Origin of the sequence: Rhodococcus sp. IEGM 1372, assembly GCF_030056835.1 — a bacterium.
GTDB lineage: Bacteria > Actinomycetota > Actinomycetes > Mycobacteriales > Mycobacteriaceae > Rhodococcoides.
In genome coordinates this window covers 41,709-62,933 of the sequence record NZ_JASHKS010000026.1, presented here as the reverse complement: position 1 = coordinate 62,933, position 21,225 = coordinate 41,709, and the positions used below count along the sequence as shown (strand labels likewise).

Annotated in this window: 17 protein-coding genes, 1 tRNA gene and 1 pseudogene; 11 read left to right on the top strand and 8 right to left on the bottom strand. The window is 62.3% G+C overall.

Annotated features, from left to right (window positions below; genetic code table 11):
* Window positions 1-98: 98 nt before the first annotated feature.
* Genes efeB through efeU form a run of 3 tightly spaced genes read right to left on the bottom strand, consistent with a single transcriptional unit; the run spans window position 99 to window position 3,365 of the window.
* The gene (efeB, locus tag QM590_RS18780) at window positions 99-1,349 is read right to left on the bottom strand and encodes an iron uptake transporter deferrochelatase/peroxidase subunit (RefSeq protein ID WP_269595969.1); all 1,251 of its coding nucleotides are present in this window, start codon (window positions 1,347-1,349) and stop codon (window positions 99-101) included.
* Window positions 1,330-2,469, bottom strand: a complete 1,140-nt coding sequence (gene efeO / locus QM590_RS18775) for an iron uptake system protein EfeO (protein ID WP_269595968.1) — start codon at window positions 2,467-2,469, stop codon at window positions 1,330-1,332. Before efeO ends, efeB begins: the two co-directional genes overlap by 20 nt.
* Before the next feature lie 14 nt (window positions 2,470-2,483).
* Window positions 2,484-3,365 carry an iron uptake transporter permease EfeU gene (gene efeU / locus QM590_RS18770; RefSeq protein ID WP_269595967.1) on the bottom strand — a complete coding sequence of 294 codons (882 nt, stop codon included), beginning with the start codon at window positions 3,363-3,365 and terminating at the stop codon, window positions 2,484-2,486.
* Between the two features lie 189 nt (window positions 3,366-3,554).
* Between efeU and QM590_RS18765 the strand changes: the two genes are divergently transcribed.
* The 10 genes from QM590_RS18765 (at window position 3,555) to QM590_RS18720 (ending at window position 13,297) form a co-directional block, all read left to right on the top strand.
* Window positions 3,555-4,265 carry a lytic transglycosylase domain-containing protein gene (locus tag QM590_RS18765; protein WP_068046547.1) on the top strand — a complete coding sequence of 237 codons (711 nt, stop codon included), beginning with the start codon at window positions 3,555-3,557 and terminating at the stop codon, window positions 4,263-4,265.
* An 88-nt stretch (window positions 4,266-4,353) separates the two neighbouring features.
* Window positions 4,354-5,640: a phosphopyruvate hydratase gene (gene eno / locus QM590_RS18760; protein WP_094639587.1), complete on the top strand. Its 1,287-nt coding sequence runs from the start codon at window positions 4,354-4,356 to the stop codon at window positions 5,638-5,640.
* A 34-nt stretch (window positions 5,641-5,674) separates the two neighbouring features.
* Window positions 5,675-6,388 (top strand): FtsB family cell division protein, encoded by a 714-nt coding sequence (locus QM590_RS18755; RefSeq protein WP_269595966.1) that lies wholly within the window; start codon window positions 5,675-5,677, stop codon window positions 6,386-6,388.
* The gene (locus tag QM590_RS18750) at window positions 6,385-6,915 is read left to right on the top strand and encodes a DUF501 domain-containing protein (protein ID WP_206490145.1); all 531 of its coding nucleotides are present in this window, start codon (window positions 6,385-6,387) and stop codon (window positions 6,913-6,915) included. Before QM590_RS18755 ends, QM590_RS18750 begins: the two co-directional genes overlap by 4 nt.
* On the top strand, window positions 6,912-7,856 hold the full coding sequence (locus QM590_RS18745) for a Ppx/GppA phosphatase family protein (RefSeq protein ID WP_269595965.1): 945 nt from the start codon (window positions 6,912-6,914) through the stop codon (window positions 7,854-7,856). Before QM590_RS18750 ends, QM590_RS18745 begins: the two co-directional genes overlap by 4 nt.
* A 116-nt stretch (window positions 7,857-7,972) precedes the next feature.
* Window positions 7,973-9,424, top strand: a complete 1,452-nt coding sequence (locus QM590_RS18740; RefSeq protein ID WP_269595964.1) for a short-chain fatty acid transporter — start codon at window positions 7,973-7,975, stop codon at window positions 9,422-9,424.
* A 44-nt stretch (window positions 9,425-9,468) separates the two neighbouring features.
* A tRNA-Leu gene (locus QM590_RS18735) sits at window positions 9,469-9,545 on the top strand.
* A gap of 957 nt (window positions 9,546-10,502) precedes the next feature.
* Window positions 10,503-11,345: an HpcH/HpaI aldolase/citrate lyase family protein gene (locus tag QM590_RS18730; RefSeq protein WP_269595963.1), complete on the top strand. Its 843-nt coding sequence runs from the start codon at window positions 10,503-10,505 to the stop codon at window positions 11,343-11,345.
* A gap of 29 nt (window positions 11,346-11,374) precedes the next feature.
* Entirely contained in the window at window positions 11,375-12,493 is a 1,119-nt protein-coding gene (locus QM590_RS18725) for a tartrate dehydrogenase (RefSeq protein WP_094631446.1), read from the top strand.
* Between the two features lie 3 nt (window positions 12,494-12,496).
* Window positions 12,497-13,297 carry a fumarylacetoacetate hydrolase family protein gene (locus tag QM590_RS18720; protein ID WP_332112701.1) on the top strand — a complete coding sequence of 267 codons (801 nt, stop codon included), beginning with the start codon at window positions 12,497-12,499 and terminating at the stop codon, window positions 13,295-13,297.
* A gap of 525 nt (window positions 13,298-13,822) precedes the next feature.
* Here the strand turns inward: QM590_RS18720 and QM590_RS18715 are convergent.
* From QM590_RS18715 to QM590_RS18700, 4 genes and pseudogenes are all read right to left on the bottom strand, one after another.
* Window positions 13,823-14,115 (bottom strand): annotated as a pseudogene (locus tag QM590_RS18715) (WhiB family transcriptional regulator); the annotation flags it as partial.
* Window positions 14,116-14,559: 444 nt separating this feature from the next.
* Complete coding sequence (locus tag QM590_RS18710) at window positions 14,560-16,101, bottom strand: SLC13 family permease (RefSeq protein ID WP_269595962.1); 1,542 nt, start codon at window positions 16,099-16,101, stop codon at window positions 14,560-14,562.
* Between the two features lie 601 nt (window positions 16,102-16,702).
* Window positions 16,703-17,662 carry an NAD(P)-dependent oxidoreductase gene (locus QM590_RS18705; RefSeq protein WP_269595961.1) on the bottom strand — a complete coding sequence of 320 codons (960 nt, stop codon included), beginning with the start codon at window positions 17,660-17,662 and terminating at the stop codon, window positions 16,703-16,705.
* Window positions 17,663-17,919: 257 nt separating this feature from the next.
* Window positions 17,920-19,083 carry a mandelate racemase/muconate lactonizing enzyme family protein gene (locus QM590_RS18700; RefSeq protein WP_269595960.1) on the bottom strand — a complete coding sequence of 388 codons (1,164 nt, stop codon included), beginning with the start codon at window positions 19,081-19,083 and terminating at the stop codon, window positions 17,920-17,922.
* 204 nt (window positions 19,084-19,287) lie between these two features.
* Between QM590_RS18700 and QM590_RS18695 the strand changes: the two genes are divergently transcribed.
* Window positions 19,288-19,983, top strand: coding sequence for a GntR family transcriptional regulator (locus QM590_RS18695; RefSeq protein WP_269595959.1), 696 nt, complete (start codon window positions 19,288-19,290; stop codon window positions 19,981-19,983).
* 137 nt (window positions 19,984-20,120) lie between these two features.
* Here the strand turns inward: QM590_RS18695 and QM590_RS18690 are convergent, their stop codons facing one another.
* A complete protein-coding gene (locus QM590_RS18690; protein WP_269595958.1) occupies window positions 20,121-20,975 on the bottom strand; it encodes an MBL fold metallo-hydrolase in 855 nt (284 codons plus the stop codon).
* Between the last annotated feature and the right edge of the window lie 250 nt (window positions 20,976-21,225).

Here is a 21,225-nt window from a genome sequence, read left to right as displayed (position 1 = left end):
AACTCCCCGGTAGTCGGAACTGAATTACTCAGTCCAACTTCCGGGGAGCGGTGCAATGCAAGGGTCCATTGACGCGGACGGGGGGTGGCGAGGCCCGCCTACTCGAACAGCGTCGAACCCCAATACTCGGATTCTTCGACGCCGGGTGGGCAGGCGAATACCGCAGATCCGACGTGTTGGATGTATTCGTTCAGTGCGTCCTTGCGTGAGAGTGCCAGTTGCATCGGGACGAATTGGGTCAGTGGGTCGCGGCAGTAGGCGATGAAGAACAGTCCGGCGTCGAGGTGGCCGAAGCCGTCGGATCGGTCGGTGAAGTTGTATCCCCGACGCAGGAGTTGAACGCCACCGAGGTTATCCTTCGACGCCAAGCGCACGTGCGCGGTCTTGTCGATGAAGGTGCCCTCGGGACCTTGAGATTCGAAGTCGAGGGCGTCGAATTCGTCCTTCTGTCCCAGCGGCGCACCGGTTCCCTTGCTGCGTCCGATCACTCGCTCCTGTTCTTTCAGCGTGGTGCGGTCCCAGGATTCGATGAGCATGCGGATTCGACGCGCCACGAGGTAGGAGCCGCCGGCCATCCATTCCTGATCGTCGTCGGCAGAAACCCACACGTTGTCGTTCAGTAGCGTCGGGTCCTCGGCCTTGAGGTTGGCCGTTCCGTCCTTGAAGCCGAACAGGTTTCGCGGCGTCGCCTGGGTGGTCGAGGTCGACGAGGTGCGGCCGAACCCGAGTTGCGACCACTTGACCGAGACGGTGCCGAAGCCGACGCGGGCGAGGTTGCGGATGGCGTGGACGGCCACCTGGGGGTCGTCGGCGCAGGCCTGGATGCACAGGTCTCCGCCCGAGCGTGCGGGATCGAGGTTGTCGGCCGGAAAGTGCTGCAGATCGGCAAGGGACGCAGGCCTTTTCGATGCCAGGTCGAAGCGATCGAACATGCTCGGACCGAACCCGATGGTCAACGTCAGCGACGACGCGGTCAGACCGAGAGCTTCGCCCGTATCGGTGGGTGGGTTGTACTGGCCGCCGTCGACCGCGCCGCCGTCGAACGTCTCCTCACCCTTGGTGAGGCGTTCGGCCATCAGAGTCCACTTCTTCAGCAGCGCAACGAATTCGTCGCGGGAGTCGGTGGTGATGTCGAAGGCGACGAAGTGCATGCGATCCTGCGCCGGGGTGACGATTCCGGCCTGGTGCTCTCCGCGGAATTCGACCACATCCGATGTCGGCACCTCGGCACCCGACGCCGTCGCGTGTCCCGCGATTGCGCCGACTCCGACGAGGGCAGCACCGGTCCCGACGGCACCGAAGAGGCGTCGCCTGGAGAATTGGCCGGTCTTATTGTCCTGCAACGACACCCTGCACCTGGCTCACTTCGGCGGACAATGCGTCGATCTTGTTGGACAGTTCTTGGCGCTGCGGTTCGGTCACGGTGTCGTAGAAGACGAAGCCGTCGCCATTGCGGTACTTGGCGAGCTCTGCGTCGAGTTCGGCAAAGCGTGCGTCGATCGCGGTGCCCAGCTCGGCGTTGCGCTCGTCGAGGATGGGGCGGACGGCGGCGATGGCGGCCTGCGAGCCGTCGACGTTGGCCTGGAAGTCCCACAGGTCGGTGTGCGAGAAGAAGTCCTCTTCGCCGCTGATCTTGGTCTTGGCGACCTCGTCGAGCAATCCCTGTGCGCCGCCTGCCACCTGAATCGGGTCGATGGTGAAGTCTTCGGCCTTGATCTTGTCTGCCAGTTCGGTGATGTCTGCCTCGAGCTGATCGGCCATCGTGTTCGTGTCGGGCTGCAGTCCCTGTGTCCACAGGTCCTTCTCGATGCGGTGGAAGCCTGTCCATTCGGCTCCGGGCTCCACATCGGGCTCACGCAGATCGATGCGGGGGTCGAGGTCGTCGGGGAAGCTCTCGGCGACAGGCTCGATGCGCTCGTAATAGCTACGCGTGATGGGGAATTGAGCCTTGGCCGCGTCGACGTCTCCGCTCTTGACGGCGGTGACGAACGAGGCCGTGGTGTCCTGCAATGCATCGATCTGGCTGACGACGTAACGCTTGTAGCCTGCGGCGGCCTCGGTGAGGAGTCCGTCCTCGCCTGCGGTGCGGACCGAGTCGCCGGTGACGATGTAGTCGGCGCGGATCCCGTCGCCCACCATGCCTGCCTTGCACGCGGTTTGGTACGTGCCGGGATCGGGCAGGGCGACGATGAGCTGACGCGTCAGCCCGGGTCCGATGTTCTCCACCTCACCCATGACGCGGTCGCCTTCGCCGTAGACGTAGAACTCGGTGACCTTGCTGCCGTTGTTGGTGATCTGGAACGTCGAGTTCCCGGTGGTGCCCTCGGAAGCGCCGACGTCGCACGAGGAGTCGGTCGCGGTGACGGCGATATCGCCCGACGCGGCCTCGGTGGAGGACTTCTCGGTGCATCCGGCCAGAGCCATCGGCAGAACCGCGACGGCGGCCAGAGCGTAGGTGGTACGACGCATGGTGGTGGTGCCTTTCAGGAGGATTGCAGAGCAGGCTCGGGTGTCGCGGGAACGCGGACCGGGCGGAGGAAGAGGTAGAGGACGATCACGATGTAGAGCACCCACGCGATCGCTTGGAACACAGTGGGTTCGGGCCGGAAGTTGAAGATGCCGGCGAGCACGGTGCCGTACCAGCTCGAGGCGTCGAAGTGTGCGGTGATGTCGAAGGCGACGGTGCTGCCGCCGGGGAGGACTCCACCGATCTGCAGTGCGCGGATGCCGTAGGCGAGGATCCCGGCGGCGACGACGATCAGGAAGATGCCGGTGTACTTGAAGAACACCGCGAAGTTGACCCGCACGGCACCGAAGTAGAGGAATACCGTCAGGACGGCGGCGACGACGATTCCGAGCAGCAGTCCCAGCAGTGGCCACAGACTGCCGTTGGTGTTCTCGGCGTAGCCGACCATGAGCAACGCAGTTTCGACGCCCTCGCGGCCGACCGCGAAGAAGGCCAGCGTCAGCACTGCGGCGGGCCCGACGGTCAGCGCTTTCTCCATGTTCGCCCGCAGTTCTCCGGAGATGTTCTTCGCGGCGGTGCGCATCCAGAGCACCATCGCCGTCACGATCACCACGGCAACGAGTGACGCCGCTCCGGCAATGATCTCGGCGGTCAACCCGGTGACGGTGGACGTGCCGTAATGGATCACGAAGAAGATGGCGGCGACCATGGCGACGGCAAGGCCTACTCCGAGCCAGACCCACTTGAGCGCGTCACGTCGATCGGCTTTGACGAGGAACGCGACGAGGAGCATCACGACGATGCCGGTCTCGAGCCCTTCACGCAGGCCGATCAAGCCACTGCCGAACATTTGGGTGGCGATCGACGGCGCTGAGCCTGCGGCGGCGAGAACTGGCATGAATCAGGCTCCTGCGGTGCGTCGAACATTGCTACGCCTTCCCTCGCAAAGGGTAGGCGACCCTCATGTGTGAGGGCTGACCAGAACATACACCCTGCAACCCGGCCCGAATACGCGTTGACCAGGGGTTATCTCTGTCTTTAGCTTTCTATTACCTTGCGTGTGCAGGATGGAGTGGTGATCTCCCGTATCTGCGTGCTCGCCACAGCGTCGGTCCTTCTCGCGTTGACGGCGTGCGGCACCGGCGAACCCGAGCGCGAGATTCCCGAGGGCATCCCGCCCGGCCCCGGCACCGAAGTGCCGGCCATCGATTTCAACGCGCCCGGGCGGACGGCCGATCTGTTGCTCGCCTGGGCCGAACCACAGACCGAAGCGTTGGGCATTTCGGTGACCGCGTTGGCGTCGTACGGGCACGCGGCCGCGATCATGACCGAGACGGATGCCGATTGCGGAATCGCGTGGACGACGCTCGCCGGAATCGGCTACATCGAAAGTCGGCACGGCACCTACCAGGGTTCGTCGGTCGCGCCCGACGGCCTCGTCGCACCGCCGATTCGCGGCATTCCTCTCGACGGCGGACCGGGCGTCGCCGAGATTCCGGACACCGACGGCGGCGTCATGGACGGTGACACCGAGTTCGACCGGGCCATGGGCCCCATGCAGTTCATTCCCGAGACGTGGAAGAAGTGGGGTGTCGACGCCAACGGCGATGGCGTCGCCGATCCCGACAACATCGACGACGCCGCGCTGACCGCGGCTCGATACCTGTGTGCGCGCGGCGGTGATCTGCGGACCGCGCAGGGCTGGGAGACGGCGTTGATGGCCTACAACCTGTCGGGTCAGTATCTGCGGGATGTGCGCGATCGTGCGGCCGCGTACTCGGTGGGCACCAGGCCGTAGGACCTCCATGCATCGCGGACATCACAGGGGAGCGGTTAGTCTTGCACCCGGCACAGTCCGTCGGTACCCGTTTATAGGAGAAGCATTCGTGGCCATCATTGAGCAGGTCGGAGCGCGCGAAATCCTCGATTCTCGTGGCAACCCCACGATCGAGGTCGAGGTCGCATTGGACGACGGGACGCTGAGTCGCGCCGCCGTTCCCTCCGGTGCATCCACCGGTGAGCACGAGGCCGTCGAGCTTCGTGACGGCGGAGACCGCTACGGCGGCAAGGGTGTCGAGAAGGCCGTCAATGCAGTGCTGGACGAGATCGCTCCCGCCGTCATCGGCCTGGACGCCATCGAGCAGCGCACCGTCGACCAGGCTCTGCTGGATCTGGACGGCACACCTGACAAGTCTCGCCTCGGCGCGAACGCCCTGCTCGGTGTCTCGCTCGCGGTCGCCAAGTCCGCTGCCGAGTCCACCGGACTCGAACTCTTCCGCTACCTCGGTGGCCCCAACGCGCACATCCTCCCCGTTCCGATGATGAACATCATCAACGGTGGCGCGCACGCCGACAGTGGCGTCGACGTGCAGGAGTTCATGATCGCCCCCATCGGCGCACCGACCTTCAAGGAGTCGCTGCGCTGGGGTGCGGAGGTCTACCACGCACTCAAGTCCGTGCTCAAGGCCAAGGGCCTGGGCACCGGCCTCGGCGACGAGGGCGGCTTCGCTCCCGACCTCGCCGGCACCAAGGCTGCCCTCGATCTCATCCTCGAGGCCATCGGCAAGACCGGCCTCAAGCCCGGTCAGGACGTTGCGCTTGCTCTCGACGTGGCGGCCACCGAGTTCTACACCGCAGGCACCGGCTACGCCTTCGAGCGTGAGACCAAGTCCGCCGAGGAGATGTCGGCGTTCTACGGCGAGCTCGTCGACGCCTACCCGCTCGTTTCCATCGAGGATCCGCTCGACGAGAATGACTGGGACGGCTGGGTTGCGCTCACCGAGGCCATCGGCGACAAGGTGCAGATCGTCGGCGACGACCTCTTCGTCACCAACCCCGAGCGTCTCGAAGACGGCATCGTCAAGGGTGCGGCCAACGCACTGCTGGTCAAGGTCAACCAGATCGGCACGCTCACCGAGACCCTCGACGCAGTCGATCTCGCTCACCGCAACGGCTACAAGACGATGATGAGCCACCGGTCCGGCGAGACCGAGGACACCACCATCGCTGACCTGGCAGTTGCCGTCGGCAGCGGCCAGATCAAGACCGGTGCTCCGGCTCGAAGCGAGCGCGTGGCCAAGTACAACCAGTTGCTGCGTATCGAAGAAGCTCTGGGCGACGCGGCGCGTTACGCCGGCGAGTTGTCTTTCCCCCGGTTCAATTACGAGGGATAGCGAACAGGCTCGTATGACACGAAGTGGAGAGTGAATGATGGCACGGCGCGGCAGGTCCGGGACCAGTCCAGGTGGACGTGATCCCCGACCCCGCGGCCGTTCCTCCTCTTCGAGTCGGTCCAAGGCCGGGGGCGTCTCGCGTGACGCGAACGCCTCCGGCCGGCAGGCCACCCCACCGGAACCCTCCGAGCAGGTGCGCGACGCGGTGGTCGGCGGCAAGGCCGCGCCCCGACGCGTCGGTGTTCGCCGCCCCAAGATGCCCGAGCGAACGTTCTTCGGACTGTCCACCGGACGAGCCGTTATTCTCGGTGTCGTGGTGTGTGCGCTGGCGTTGACGCTGGCGGTGCCGCTGCGCACCTACTTCTCGCAACGCAGTGAGCTCGAATCCGTGTTGGCCGAACGACAGGCGCTGCAAGACGACGTGAGCCGCCTGCAGGTTCAGAAGTCTCAACTCGACGAGCCGTCGCGCATTGCGGCCGACGCTCGCGAACGTCTGCGTTTCGTCATGCCGGGGGAGACGCCCTATCAGGTGCAGCTGCCCGGCGACTACTCGCCGAGCTCCGAGGACCTCGCAGTGGACAACACTCCGAAGGGACCGTGGTACACCGAATTGTGGAACACCGCGGTCCAGCCACAGGGATCGGACGCGCCCCCGGAGCCGACGTCCGCACCGATGCCTCTCGTACAGTCAGAACCCGCACCGGCCGTGCCGTCGGTGCCAGAACCAGAAGGAGGACCGGTCGGGTGAATTCCTCGGCAGTCTCGCAGGAAGATCTCGATGCGGTCGCATCGCAGCTCGGACGTGAACCGCGTGGCGTACTCGAGATCGCGTACCGATCTCCGGACGGAAGGCCGGGTGTGGTCAAAACCGCCCCGAAGCTGCCCGACGGCACGCCTTTTCCCACCCTGTTCTATTTGACGGACCCGCGGCTGACGGCCGAGGCGAGTCGGCAGGAATCGGCCGGCGTGATGCGCGAGATGACCGAGCGTCTCGGTACCGACCCGGAATTGGCTGCGGCATACCTGCGCGCCCATCAGTCCTATCTGGCCGAGCGTGACGAGATCGAATCTCTCGGAACCGATTTCAGCGGTGGCGGCATGCCCGATCGGGTCAAATGCCTCCACGTGCTGATCGCGCACTCGTTGGCCAAGGGCCCGGGCGTCAACCCGCTGGGTGACGAGTCGGTTGCGTTGGCCGCCGAGAACTCGTTGCGCGGCAAAGCTATTCCGGCCGACTGGCCGACCATCGAAGAACTACGTGCGGAGAAACAATGACCAGGGTTGCAGCAATAGATTGCGGCACCAACTCGATCCGCCTGCTCGTCGCCGACAACAACGGCAAATCCCTCGCCGACGTCGCCCGTGAGATGCGCATCGTGCGACTCGGCCAGGGAGTCGACGCCACCGGAGCATTCGTTCCCGAGGCCATCGAGCGCACCCGGGTGGCGTTGGTCGAATACGCCGAGATCATTCGCAAGACCGGGGCCACCGCAGTGCGCATGGTCGCCACCTCGGCCACACGTGATGCGTCCAATCGCGAGGATTTCTTCTCGATGGTGCGCGAGGTGCTCGGCAAAGTCATCCCCGGTGCAGAGGCCGAGGTGATCACCGGCGACGAGGAGGCTCGGTTGTCCTTCGCCGGCGCTGTCGGTGAACTCGACTCTGCTGCAGGACCTTTTCTGGTTGTCGATCTGGGCGGCGGTTCCACCGAGCTCGTACTGGGCGACGCCAAAGGTGTGAAGGCGGCGTTCTCGGCCAACATCGGCTGCGTCCGCCTGACCGAGCGATTCCTGCATTCCGACCCACCCACCGCGGACGAGATCAACGGTGCGCGCGAGTACGCCCGCGAGAAGTTGGCGGAGGCGTTCGAGGAAGTGTCGATCGGCGACGCGTCGAGCTGGGTGGGGGTTGCCGGCACGATGACCACCATCGCCGCCATCGCCAAGGAACTGCCCGAGTACGACGCCGACGCCGTGCATCTGTCGCGAGTGCCGTTCGATCAGCTCTTCGAGGTGTGCGAGCGGCTGATCGGCATGACGCATACGCAGCGAAGTGCGTTGGGCCCCATGCACCCCGGACGCGTCGACGTCATCGGCGGCGGCGCCATTGTGTGCAGTGTGTTGGCCGAGGAGTTCGAACGACGCGGTGCTGTCAGCTCGTTGACGGTCAGTGAGCACGACATTCTCGACGGTATCGCAATGTCCATCAAGATCTGATCTGCATTTCTGCAGATGCGGTCTGCGGTGATGTAGGTTGCATCACTGCATGATTCGGTGAAACCTTACAGGTGCTGTGGCCCACGTCACGGCTTCCTTCGAGGTGAGGACCACCGATGACGTCACCCGCCGAGCAGATTCCGGCCGAACAGGCACCGGCCGAGAAAGGTTTGGCGCGTGTCGCGCAGATGCTCGCCAAGGGAACCGAGAAGTGGTTTCCCGACGCCTACATCTTCGCTCTCGTCGGCGTGGTGGTCGTGGCTGTCGCTGCTTTCGCCAACGGGTCGTCTCCGCAGAACGTCGTCGACGCGTTCGGAAACGGCTTCTGGGATCTGACTGCCTTCACCCTGCAGATGGCGATGGTCGTTCTCACCGGCTACGTCGTGGCCACATCTCCGCCGGTCGCCAGATTGATCACCCGATTGGCGCAGGTACCCAAGAGTTCCAGCAGTGCAGTCAGTTTCGTGGCGCTACTGTCCTGCTCGGTGTCGTTCCTCAACTGGGGGCTATCGCTGGTTTTCGCAGGACTGCTGGCCCGTGCCATCGCGCGGCGTGACGATCTCCGCGTGGACTACCGAGCCTTGGGTGCCGCTGCGTTCATGGGGCTCGGTGCGGTGTGGGCGCTGGGAATGTCGTCCTCGGCTGCGCAGCTGCAGGCGACGGCCAGTTCGCTTCCGGCAACACTGCTCTCGGTCACCGGTGTGTTGGACTTCGGTAAGACCATCTTCACGTGGCAGTTGTTGCTGATGTGCGTGATCATCATCGTGTTGACGGTCGTCATCGCACATGTGTCCGCTCCCAAGGGGGCCGCGATCAAGACTGCGGGAGACATGGAGGTCGATCTCGACGACACCGTTGCCGAGCCTGCTCCGCGTTCGAGGCCGGGTGAGTGGCTCGAGTACAGTCGAATTCTGCCCTTGTTCGTCGGCGCGATGACCCTGGGATGGCTTGTCTCCCAACTGTTGACGCTGCCGGTGCTGTCGGTGGTCAGTAGCCTCAACGGGTATCTCCTGGTGTTCCTGATGCTCGGGCTCGTACTGCACGGCACTCCGCGGCGCTTCCTCGATTCGGTCAGCAAAGCGGTGCCCGCGACCGCCGGGATCCTGGTGCAGTTTCCGCTCTACGCCGCGATGGCGGCCATGCTGACCGAAGCGGAGGGCCGGGGAGGTATCACGATCTCCGAGCATCTGGCGACCTTCTTCACCGAGATCGGATCCGGTGGAGGCTTCGCGGTGGTCATCGCGATCTACACCGTCGTACTCGGACTCTTCGTTCCCTCCGGTGGTGGCAAGTGGCTCGTCGAAGCACCATACGTGATGCAGTCGGCGACCGACGTGCAGATGAACCTCGGCTGGACCGTCCAGATCTACAACGTGGCCGAGGCGCTGCCGAACCTGATCAACCCGTTCTTCATGCTGCCCTTGCTGGCAGTTCTGGGTCTGCGAGCGCGAGATCTGATCGGATTCACGTTCCTGCAGTTCATCTTCCACTTCCCGGTGGTGCTGCTGCTCGTGTGGCTCCTCGGTATGACCTTCGACTTCGTGCCGCCGGTCATCCCGGCGCAGTAGTAGCCCGATATGATCGTCACCGCTGGAGGCAGTCTCCGGCGGTGGCCCCTATAGCCCAATTGGCAGAGGCAGCGGACTTAAAATCCGCACAGTGTCGGTTCGAGTCCGACTGGGGGCACCAGAGTCCATATGGATCCAGATTTCTGGACCAAGACAATGCTTTTCGGGTGGTAGCGTAGACCTCGGCGGCCTACCACGGATTTGAGTGGACAACCGAGACAGCGGATTTGAGATCCGCGTAAGGTTTGCTCTCTCCGTCGTCGCATCTCTACATTCGTGCAGCTCAGGCCCGGTCTTCGGGTTGGTTGGTGGTCTCTGCGTGTGGCTCGCTGTCACGAGGGTGTCACAACTTGATCTGGCTGAGCTGACTAGCCTCATCGATACCCGCGACACCTCGGGTCAGTCATAGAAACGGTTGCAACGAAACAGGTTTCACATGGATGTCGGCCCAATCGCCCAGGAGCTACGCCCTGACGAAGCATTCTCCGAAGTCGCCTACGTAAATTGCGTTTCGCGCACCGACTTGTTGGAAATGCCGGCTCAGCACAGTTCGACGCTGCGGCCGTGTCGGCGACCTGCTCCAGGTTGCCGCTTATGGACATACGACCAGCCCGACCACCTGCGGCAACGGCTGCCGTGGGCATTCCCCGCACGGCCGGTCTGTGGCTGTCGAGCCGGTCATCCCGCCCGCCGTCGCGAAGCGGATCGCGAGCTTCATGCAATCGTCCACGACATCACGCTTTCAATCGAGTGAGAGCACGTGGCAACCTCGGCACGCCCGGCTCATGTTCGAGTGGTCCCACCAATGGCTACGCAGGTGGTGCAATCCAGTAAGCGGCTACGGAAATGGGTGGAACGGGAGCCCTGAGTGGTCACCAGGTCCGGCGACCGCCACGCTCCTGGCGGTGCCGAGGGCAGCAACTAGTGGCGGAGTCGAAGTTCAACCCAAACAAACCCTTGCGAAGTGTCTTATAAGATGCAAGACTGCGATGGACGCGGCGATTCAGCTGAGCGGAGCGCGGGACCGGGTGAGGCCGGACCGCGCCGATCCGGCCTCGACAGGAAGAAGGTCACGACGATGCGGCAGCACAATGTTGTGCAGTCACGGGTGAGCTCGGAGCGTTCGCGGTCGTGGATGCTGGTGAACGGCAACCGTCCCGATGTGTTCGACGACGCGGCTCGCGCGTCGGCCGATCAAATCATTCTCGACATCGAGGACGCTGTGGATGCACGGTTCAAGCCGATCGCGCGCACCCATGTCACGAGTTGGCTCGACCACAATTGCGCATGGGTTCGCATCAACGATCGTTTGTCGGAGCACTGGTCGGATGATGTGGATCAGCTTCGCAACTCATCGGGCTTGAGCGGAGTCGTGTTGGCCAAGGCCGAGGACAGCTCCCAAGTGACGGAGACCTTCGATCGACTCGGTGGGAGTATCCCCGTGATCGCCCTTATCGAGTCCGCGATCGGTGTCGAGGAGTCGACGGCTATCGCCGCTGCGCGCGGCACCTTCCGGCTGGCCTTCGGCAGTGGTGACTACCGCCGAGATACCGGTGCAAGCGCACATGACAGCGCGATGTCGTATCCGAGGAACAAACTGGTCGTTGCCAGTCGAATCGGCAAATTACCGGGGCCGATCGACGGGCCGACGGTCTCGGTCGAAGCGTCCGAGGTCGAGGAGCAGGCGCTTCTCGCCGTAGCGCTGGGTATGACGGGAAAGCTGTGCGTGGGTATCGATCACCTGTCGACGATCAACACATCGATGAGCCCCACCTCCGCGGATCTGATCTGGGCTGCGGAATTTCTCGCCGATTTCGAGTCCCGCGGGTCGGTGATACGCGACGGAAGCGATCCGCCCCGTCTCGGGCGAGCACGGGCCCTGATCGAACATGCACGTGCACTGGGCATTCAGTCAGTCTGATCGAGCTTTCTCACGAATGGAGATCCCCTATGGGCGCAACACATCGCATTGCCGTCATTCCCGGTGACGGTATCGGCACAGAGGTAGTCCCGGAAGGGCTGAAGGTCCTTCGGGCTGCCGCGTCGGCGTTCGACTTCTCGCTCGATTTCGAGCATTTCGACTTCGCGAGCGCCGACTACTTTTTGCGGACCGGCCAGATGCTCCCTGACGACTGGTTCGACACGCTCGTGTCTTTCGACTCGATCTTCTTCGGTGCCGTCGGGTGGCCAGAAGTCGTTCCCGACCATGTGTCGCTGTGGGGAAGCCTACTCCAGTTCCGCCGTCACTTCGACCAATACGTGAGCTTGCGGCCGGTCAAACTCCTACCCGGAGTGCCGAGCCCGCTCGCCGGCCGAGAGCCCGGTGACATCGACTTCTATGTCGTACGTGAGAACACCGAGGGAGAGTACTCGTCTATCGGCGGCAAGATTTTCGACGGCACCGATCGCGAGATCGTCACCCAGGAGACTGTGATGACCCGCACGGGGGTCGACCGAATCCTCAAGTACGCCTTCGATCTTGCACAGACCCGCCCCAAGAAGCACCTGACGTCGGCGACGAAGAGCAACGGAATTTCCATCTCCATGCCGTACTGGGACGAGCGGGTCGAAGCGATGGCTGCTGGATACCAGGACGTGCGCGTCGACAAGTATCACATCGATATTCTGGCGGCCAATTTCGTCATGCACCCGGACTGGTTCGACGTGGTCGTCGGAAGCAACCTGTTCGGTGACATTCTCTCCGATCTGGGTCCGGCCTGCACCGGCACCATCGGGATCGCCCCGAGCGGCAACATCAACCCTGAACGGACGTTCCCGAGTCTGTTCGAACCAGTCCACGGATCGGCCCCTGACATTGCAGGAAAGGGAATCGCAAATCCCATAGGGCAGATCTGGAGTGCGTCGATGATGCTCGATCATTTGGGAGAGACCGAGGCGGCGGCAGCAGTGATGAGCGCAATCGAAAGCGTGCTCGCCGACGGTGGGCACTCTCTGACTCCGGACATGGGCGGATCGGCCAGCACGAACACCCTCGGCGACAACATCACCAGAGAGTTGATCCGGCTGACGACCGGCTCGGTGACCCCGACGCAACAGATGAGCACCTGAGAAATGGCCTACGTTCGTTACGAACACCACGGTGAAATATCGGTCGGGTGGCGTCGAGACGCCATGCTCTTCCCCCTCGATGCAGCTTCGGTCGGCGATCTGCGTCCCGGTTCGACGCACCCCGAACACGGCCGATCTGTTCCCGCAGCCGATGTCAGGTTGCTTCCCCCGGTTACCGACAGATCGAGAATCATCGGCGTGGGCATGAACTATTACGATGCCCTTCCCGTCGGTGCCGCAGCTCCCGCATATCCGGTCTTCTTCACGAAATTTGTGTCGTGTTTGGTGGGGGCATTCGATCCGATCGAGACGCCCTCGGAGTCGGTCGCGGTCGACGCCGAAGGCGAGTTGGCAATTGTGATCGGTCGCCGCGGCCGGCGCATTCCCGAAAAGAATGCGCTCGATTACGTTCTGGGGTGCACGGTCGCCAACGATGTGACCGTGCGCGACTTTCAGAGCATGAGCACACAGTGGTTGCAGGGTAAAGCGTGGGATTCGACAACCCCGCTGGGACCGTCCATCGTGCCTTACGAAAGCCTTCCAGTTGATGCGCGGATCCGTACGACAATCGACGGAGTACTGGTTCAGGACGGATGTATCGACCAGATGATTTTCTCGGTGCCGAAACTCATCTCACTGATCTCGACGTTCATGACTCTCGAGGTCGGCGATGTCATTCTCACCGGAACGCCAGCCGGCAACGGCCACAACAGAACACCTCGCCAATACCTGACGGAGGGCCAGACAGTCGAAGTGAGCATCGATGGGGTCGGCTCTGTTCGCAACGTGGTGACCGCCGGATAGTTCCGTCGTCGAAGAGCCGCGCCGGAAGTGCCCGCTTTCGATACGACGGAGTGCGGTCTCATTTCACGACTTCTCGACTGCTTCGGCTGCAGGTCTCTCACATCGGGATCGCCTTGATTTCAGGTAAAGCCGGACCGGTCTTCCGTGCGGTAGGTGTCTGTGGCGCGGTGTTCGGCATTGCGGTGGCGGCTCGCATTTCGTACCTTTCGAGCGACTTCACGCGCGTTGAAAGGGTAAGCCACGTATATGGGTGCCTCGATTGGATGATCTCTTCCGTGCTTCTCTCGATCGCGAGGATACCTACCTTCACGATGCTCTCACCGGGCGATGCCATTCTGACCGAACCCCTCTCGGGGCAGGCTACAACCTGATGCCGCCTCGGAATCCTGACTGTTGCTTACTCATTCAGGCCGAACGGTGCTCCGGTCACGCGCTGGCTTCAGATAGGGCCTGCGCGGCGTTCCGATCGAGTGCGATGCAGCCGGAGAGGTACCTTGGCCGACGAAAGAACTTTGCGTAGTCGGTTGTTCTGCGCGTTCTACGGGTGAGGCCGGCTGTACCGGGCTGCGCAGACGGAACCGTTCGATCGGTGTCAGGCCTCCCCACACCCCATACGGTTCACCGCTGTCGAGTGCGTAGCGGAGGCATTCACCGCGTACTGGGCAGGGCCTGCAGATTTGTTTGGCTGCTTCTTCGGCTCGTGTGCGAGAACGTCCCCTGAGATCGCGCGGTGGGAAGAACGTTCGGATGCTGTGGTCGCGGCAGCTGGCTTGCAGCTGCCAGTCCCATACGTCAGCCGTCGGCCGGGGGAGTGCGATTGCCCCGAAGTCGTTACGCACTGTTGTACCTTTCGTTCGATCGATCTGTAGCCAGTGATTGGGCCCGCTGCGGGCCGTTGCCGAGCCGGCGGTCAATTTCACCGGATAGGTTGTTCGCTGGTGCACGTCGAAGCGGGCTGCAACTCGATCATGGTCGTGTACATCGCATTCGAGAGATAGTTGCTCCGGTGACAAAGCGTCCCCGTTGCTTTCGACCTGTGACGATTGCTTTGCTGGTGCTTATCGGTTCGCCCAGGCGGGCAGTCTCGCCGGAACCTCCGTTTTCGGCGCTTCCTTCTGCGAGACTGCCCGATCGCTTGCCCTCGCCCAGCTACCTGTCGCCGGCCGCCCGAGACTGATTTCCGTGGCGCTCGGTTCACACGGTCACCGCGACCGGGGTCGTGCAACTGCCGGGTCTTCGGGCAAACGCACTTCCGATGACTCTTACTGGAACTCGGGTGGCGCGGTGAACAGGTCGACTCCCCATACGTGAGGCAAGAAGAAGAACGTTGCTGCCACGATGAGGAAGAGCGCAGCGAGGTTGATCCAGAACCCGATACGAACCATGTCCATGATGGCGATTTTCCCGGTACCGAACATGACTGCGTTCGGCGGTGTGCCCACGGGCAACATGAACGCGCAGTTCGCCGCCATCGCGGTCGGCACCATCAGCAGGTAGGGGTGGACACCTAGAGCCAGACCGAAGGCCGCCATCACAGGGAGAATCATGGTTGCCGTTGCAGCGTTGGAGGTGATCTCCGTCAAGAAGAGGACAAGCGCCGCTGCGACGACCACTACCAGCACGATGTTGAGGCTATCGAGCACCAGTAGCTGTTCTCCGACCCACTCCGAGAGTCCGGTTTCGATGAATCCGGCAGCAATGGCCAATCCTCCACCGAACAAGAGCAGAATTCCCCACGGAATTTTCTTGGAGTCCTCCCATTGCAGGATCCGGGTTTCGCTGCTGTTGCCGCGGGTCGGCATCATGAACAACACGATGGCCGCTGTGACTGCAATCATTCCATCGCTGATACCGGGCAGCAGGTCATCCCAAATGAATCCGCGAGTGATCCACATGAACGCCGTACCGACGAATACTGCGAGAACCATTTTTTCTTCGGTGGAGAGTTTCCCCAGCAGGGATTTTTCCTGCAGGATTACATCCTTGCCGCCGGGCAGTTCGGCAAAACCGAAACGGTATGTGACGAAGGTCAGGTAGAACCAGACGAAGGCAAGGAGGGCGATGACAATCGGGACTCCGAAGAGCATCCACGCACCGAAACTGATGGTCTGCCCGAACAGTTCTCCGGACACGGCGGCGAGGATGGCCAGCGGCGGGGTGCCGATAAGCGTGCCGAGTCCCCCGATGGTTGCGGAATAACCGATGGCGAAGACGATGCATTTCTCGAACTTGGGTATTTCGTCCGCATATTGACCGTCTTTGAGGGCCTGTGCAGCTTGGTAGGCCACTGCGAGGCCTACGGGAATCATCATCATCGTTGCCGCGGTGTTGGAAACCCACATCGAGAGGAAGGAGGTGGCAACCATGAATCCGAGGATGATTCGTCGTGGGCTGGTGCCGATCATTGCGACGATGGTCAGTGCGATCCGTTTGTGGAGATTCCATTTCTCCATGGCGATCGCCAGAGAAAAGCCGCCGAGAAACAGAAAGATGATGTCGTTGCCATATGCGGAGACGACGAGGTCTCCATCGACCGCTCCGGTGAGGGGAAGCAGCACCACCGGGAGCAATGAGGTAACCGGGATCGGCACAACCTCGGTGATCCACCACGTTGCGATCCACAACGTGGAGGCCAGGACCGCGACGCCTCCTGTCGAGAGGCCTTCCGACCGGAAGAACAGAAGGGTCAACACGAACAGGAGCGGGCCCAGCGCCAGACCGACCAGCCGAGCGTTGGTGTAGCCGCCGGGAGGTCCGCTCTTCGGCTTTTGCTCCTCACTCTCAGGTCGATCCGGTCGATACATCGAAGCAGGAGAGCTTGCTCCCGACCGTGCCCCGACCGGTTCGGAACTGTAGGAGCCACGGCCGACGGAGAACAAGATGAATTTCTTGATCTGCCGATGGGACTCCCAAAGTTCGTCCCAGACCCGTTTTGTATAGTAAGTGGACATGTCTCACCTTCTGTGGGGTTGCGATCATTTACCGAGCATTCGTGAGCGGCACCCGAAGCGCGCTCCGGTCGATTGAGAGCAAGAGATTGCGCGGTTCAGCGCTGCAGGATCAGTGACTTCCAAACAGAGAATCAATCGCCGAATCCGAGACCGTACGTTCCGAGAAACGCCACTCGGCCCTGAGGGAAAGTTCGGCGTTGTGGGTGGATCGGCAGGTGGGCAGAATCGATCGGGCTCGGAATCGGGTGCCGCTGAGCAATGCCGTCCGGGGCGTCCGTGTTCGTGTGCATTGTTTTCACCGGTACGGGAGGTGCGTCGCCGGGTCGAAACACTTCGAATGACACCGAGAGCAGAGGTTCCGCAGTAGTACGGCGAAGGCCGTGAAGATAACTGCGTGATAAAGCTTTCCGTCACGGGGCATTTCATGAACCCCGCGGTCTCGGTTGGTGTGGTTTTACAGCTTTGCCTTCTCGTCGGTGTTGACTGCGCCTCGTGGGTGCCGGCCCTCCAACACTGCGACGATGTCGCGTGCAGCGGCAAGACTTGCTTCGGCCCGTGCTTCGCGGGTCTGACCCGCCAGATGGGACAGCGACACGACATTGGGCATGCTCAGGAGGGGGTTGTCGGGATCGACGGGTTCGCGTGCGAACACGTCGAGCCCGGCACCTGCGATCTCGTGGCGCTGGAGAGCGTCGATGAGTGCGGGTTCGTCGACGAGCGAACCGCGAGCAGTGTTGATCAGGTACGCCGATGACTTCATTGCCGCTAGTGCGGCGCGGTCGATGATCGGCGTGCCGCTGGACTGAGCTCGGGCGTGCAATGTGACGAAATCCGATCGAGCAAGGAGAACGTCCTTGCCTACGTAGTCGACGTCGAGGTCGGAGACGGCGTGACCGGTCGACACCAGAACGGACATCCCGAACGCCCGCGCCAATTCGACCACTGCTCGACCACTGGGCCCCAGTCCGATGACGCCCAGGGTGGCACCTCGTAGTTCTCGGGTGCCGTGTCGGGGCCAGGTGCCGTTTCTGACGCCGACCATGGTTTCGCCGATGCGCTTGGCGCACATCAGCAGCAGGGTCATGGTCATTTCTGCAACGGCATTCTTGTTGGCACCGGGGGTGTTGCACACGACAATCCCGCGGGCAGTCGCTGCATCGACGTCGATCGAGTCGTATCCCACACCGCTGCGCGCGATGACGCGGAGCGATGTCGCTGGTTCGAGCATCTGAGCAGTGACCGGTTCGCCGGCGATCAGCGCAGCGTCGGCCGAGAGCAGCAGATCAGCCATCTCACCTTCGGGACGCCGACCAATTGCCGGGCTGTGTACTGTTCGATGACCGGCGGCCCGTAGCAAGTCGTCCACCTGATCGCCGGGCGCGAGATAGTCAGTGGTGATGAGGATTGTTCCCACGGGCGGGCCCTCCTTGGCCTGTATCGAGATCGTTTGTGGTTCGTGGTGGATCCGGTTCGCCGGCACTCGGCGCTTCGCTTTCCCCTGCGGCCTGTCGACCGATCCCTGAGGCGCACTCCCCGTCACGGTAAGCACTACAGTTCCGTAGAAGGTGGATCGAAGTTCGAGCGGGCCCACGACTTCAGGGTGCTGGCAGAGCTACCCCGGAAGATCGGGTTCATCGGCGTAGCTCTGCCGCGATGTGGAGCTAGTATCCGTCAGTGCAGTTCGCGCAGGACCTTGTAGAAGGCGGCCTTGCCCTCGAAGCCGATGCCGGGGGTTTCGGTGAGTCCGACGCGGCTGTTCTCGACCACTGCCCCGTCGGCGAATCCGCCGGTGGGTTGGAACTCGCCGGGGTAGGACTCGTTGCCGCCGAGTTTGAGCGCTGCTGCGATGTGCAGCGAGAACTGGTGTCCGCCATGCGGAATGCACTGGCGTGACGACCAGCCGTGGTCTTTGAGCATCTTCTGGATGCGCAGGTATTCGGTGAGTCCGTAGCTCAGTGCGGGGTCGACCTGGATGATGTCGCGGTCGGGTCGCATTCCGGCGTAGCGGACGAGGTTGCGTGCGTCCTGAAGCGAGAACAGGTTCTCACCGGTTGCGATGCGTCCGGAGTAGTTTTCGGACAGAACGGCATTGAGTCGGTAGTCGAGGGGATCGCCTACTTCCTCGTACCAGAACAGGTTGTACTGTTCGATGGCTGCGCCGTATTCGAGGGCGGTGGCCAGGTCGAACTTTCCGTTCACGTCGACCGCGAGGCGCTGTCCGTCGCCGCCGAGGACTTCGAGTACGGCTTCGATTCGCTCGAGGTCCTCGGCGAGATCGGCACCGCCGATTTTCATCTTCACCACGTTGTAGCCCTGGTCGAGGAATCCGCGCATCTCGTCCTGCAAGTCGGCGAGGGTCTTGCCGGGAGCGTAGTAACCGCCGGCGGCGTAGACGAACACCGAGTCGTCGGGCTGTCCGTCACCGTGCTTGTCGGACAGCCAGCGGTAGAGCGGCTTCTCGGCGATCTTGGACGCGAGGTCGAACAGGGCCATATCCACGACACCCACTGCTACGGAACGTTCTCCGTGTCCTCCGGGCTTTTCGTTGCTCATCATGAAGTCCCACGCGCGGGTGGGGTCTAGCTCGCCTTCGGCGTCGAGCAGAGCGTCGGGCGCAGCGTCGAGCAGGCGGGGGATGACACGGCGGCGGAGGATTTCGCCGGCGCTGTAGCGCCCGTTGGAGTTGAAGCCGTAGCCGACTACCGGTTCGCCGTCGCGCATCACGTCGCTGACGACGGCCACGATCGAGCAGTCCATCTTGGAGAAGTCGATCCACGCGTTTCGAATCGAGGAGCTGATCGGGACGATGCCCTCGTGTACCGAGATGATCTTCATGTTGCGCCTTTCTCATATCTTATAAGGTGTAAGGGACGGTAGCGGAGAGTGACGCCGAACACAACCCCTTCTTATAAGATCGTGGAGAATTCGATCGGGCATCTTATAAGAAGACTGAATCGCGGGTGTAAGGTCGCTAATCGAGAACCCAGATCAACAGGAGCCCGGACGGGCTGCGCTCATAGCGGAGAGGCAGGTCCAGCAGTGACCACTCCAACCAATGTCTTCTCCAGCAAGGGGGAGGTCGCGTACGCCGAGCTGCGCGCCATGATTCTGATGGGAACTCTCGACGCAGGATCGAAACTGGCGCAATACGAGCTCGCCGACCGGCTGCACATGAGCATCACCCCGATCCGCGAAGCGGTGAGAAGACTCAGCAGCGAGGGGCTCATCGAGCTCGACAATCACAAGAACGTGCGCATCGCTCCCATGAGCGCAGCAGAAGCGCGTCAGCTGTTCGAGGTTCGGCTGTCGCTGGATCCAACAGCTGTCCAGTTGGCTGCCGATCGGCGAACAGACAAAGACATCGCCGACATGCGTGCGGCCGCGGGAAGGCTGCTGCCGGTCACACAGAAGTGGGGCGAGGACGCGTTGCGCGCGCACCGAGATTTCCACCGCACGCTGTACCTGGCGTCGCACAACGACGTCCTGATCCGTCTGCTCGATGACCTGTGGGACAAATCCGACCGCTATCGACGCATCGGGCTCGAGCCACCACCCGGTGCGGAACCGCGCACCGTCGACCACCAGGAACACTTCCGAATACTCGAACTCGTCGTCGCACAGGACTCGCAGGGGGCTGCAGATCTCATGCGTCAGCACATCGTGAAGAGTTTGACGGCGGCCGCCATCGATGCACTCGAAAACAGAGAGCACGAGCTACGGCAGACCTCGGCGTAAATCGTTACCAGCACCTGATTGGCTCACGTGGTCATGTCTCGGGGGTTCTTCGCTGCCGGGTCAATGCGCCCAGTGATCGATGGATCGTGGTGTATTGCCGGCATGATTTCGAGGCTTCCAAGCGCTCATGAGTTCCGCTACGACATGGGATGTAGTGTCTCGAAAGGCCTTTGAAAGTGGACGTCGATTCCCGCGTCGGCAGATTTGCGAGCCAGAAACTCTTTCGTTGCGGAGAAGTTGTCCAAGACCCGAGGTAGGGGTCGTAACGGGCGGCGAAGTGATCGCCCGAAGTTGTCCCAGTGCACCGGGATGATCAGGCTGGGACTTGTCGCCTCTACCACGTGATGCCAGTAGCGATCTTGAAACTGTTCCGACTGCTTCCCGAGCGTACCAACTCCCAGATATAGCGTGTCGACGTCGAGATCGTCGAATTTGTGCGGGACGTAGTTGGCGCTGGGATGGATCAGTACTGAGCCTTGGGGGTGGGCGATGTGGAACGAGAAACAACCGCCGTTGCGGTATTGCTTGGCGCGACACGGCGGCGTGAGTGGGGTGGTGATAATACCGGGAGAGAAGTCGCCTGGACTGTGCTCACCTTCGAAGACCGTGACGGTGAACTTACCCAATTGTAGGGTGCTACCGTCTGCGATGAGGGCCATCGCATCCTCGTTCAAGTTCCATCCGCGACCGACGTTAAGGGTGGACTCGGAGCCGTAAAGGGTTGCGTTCGTGCGACGTGCTACTTCGGGCGCGTCCATGGCGTGGTCGTGATGGGAATGAGCCACCAGTATCGCGGCAACACGTTCTACGCTCCCGTGGGCAAGGGCGTCGGAGATTCGCCCGAGGTCGGGTGAAATGCGTCCGAATTTGACCCGGAGCAAGGACGGTCGGGAGAAGAACCCGTCGGTCATGAACGCTGTATCGCCGTCTGAGATACGGATGGTCGATGTCCCGTAGAAGGTGGACGTTACGCGTGCGGGGTGGATGCCCATACGTCGAACTCTACTTTCTGTGCCACTCGAGGTGACCGGCAGCCGAAAGCGTCCGTGGGCGCGTTCTGCCGTTCAAGTGTCACCATCGCATCCGGTGATCCAGAGCGTCGTGTCCGGTGCAGACGGCATCGAGCACCGCACGCTCAGACGGTCATTCGAATACGAGCCGATGAGAATCGAGTCCCTCGATGCATCTCCTGGCGAACTCGGTCCAGTTCCTCTTGACTGAGTGAGCCAATCGCTCGGGTGG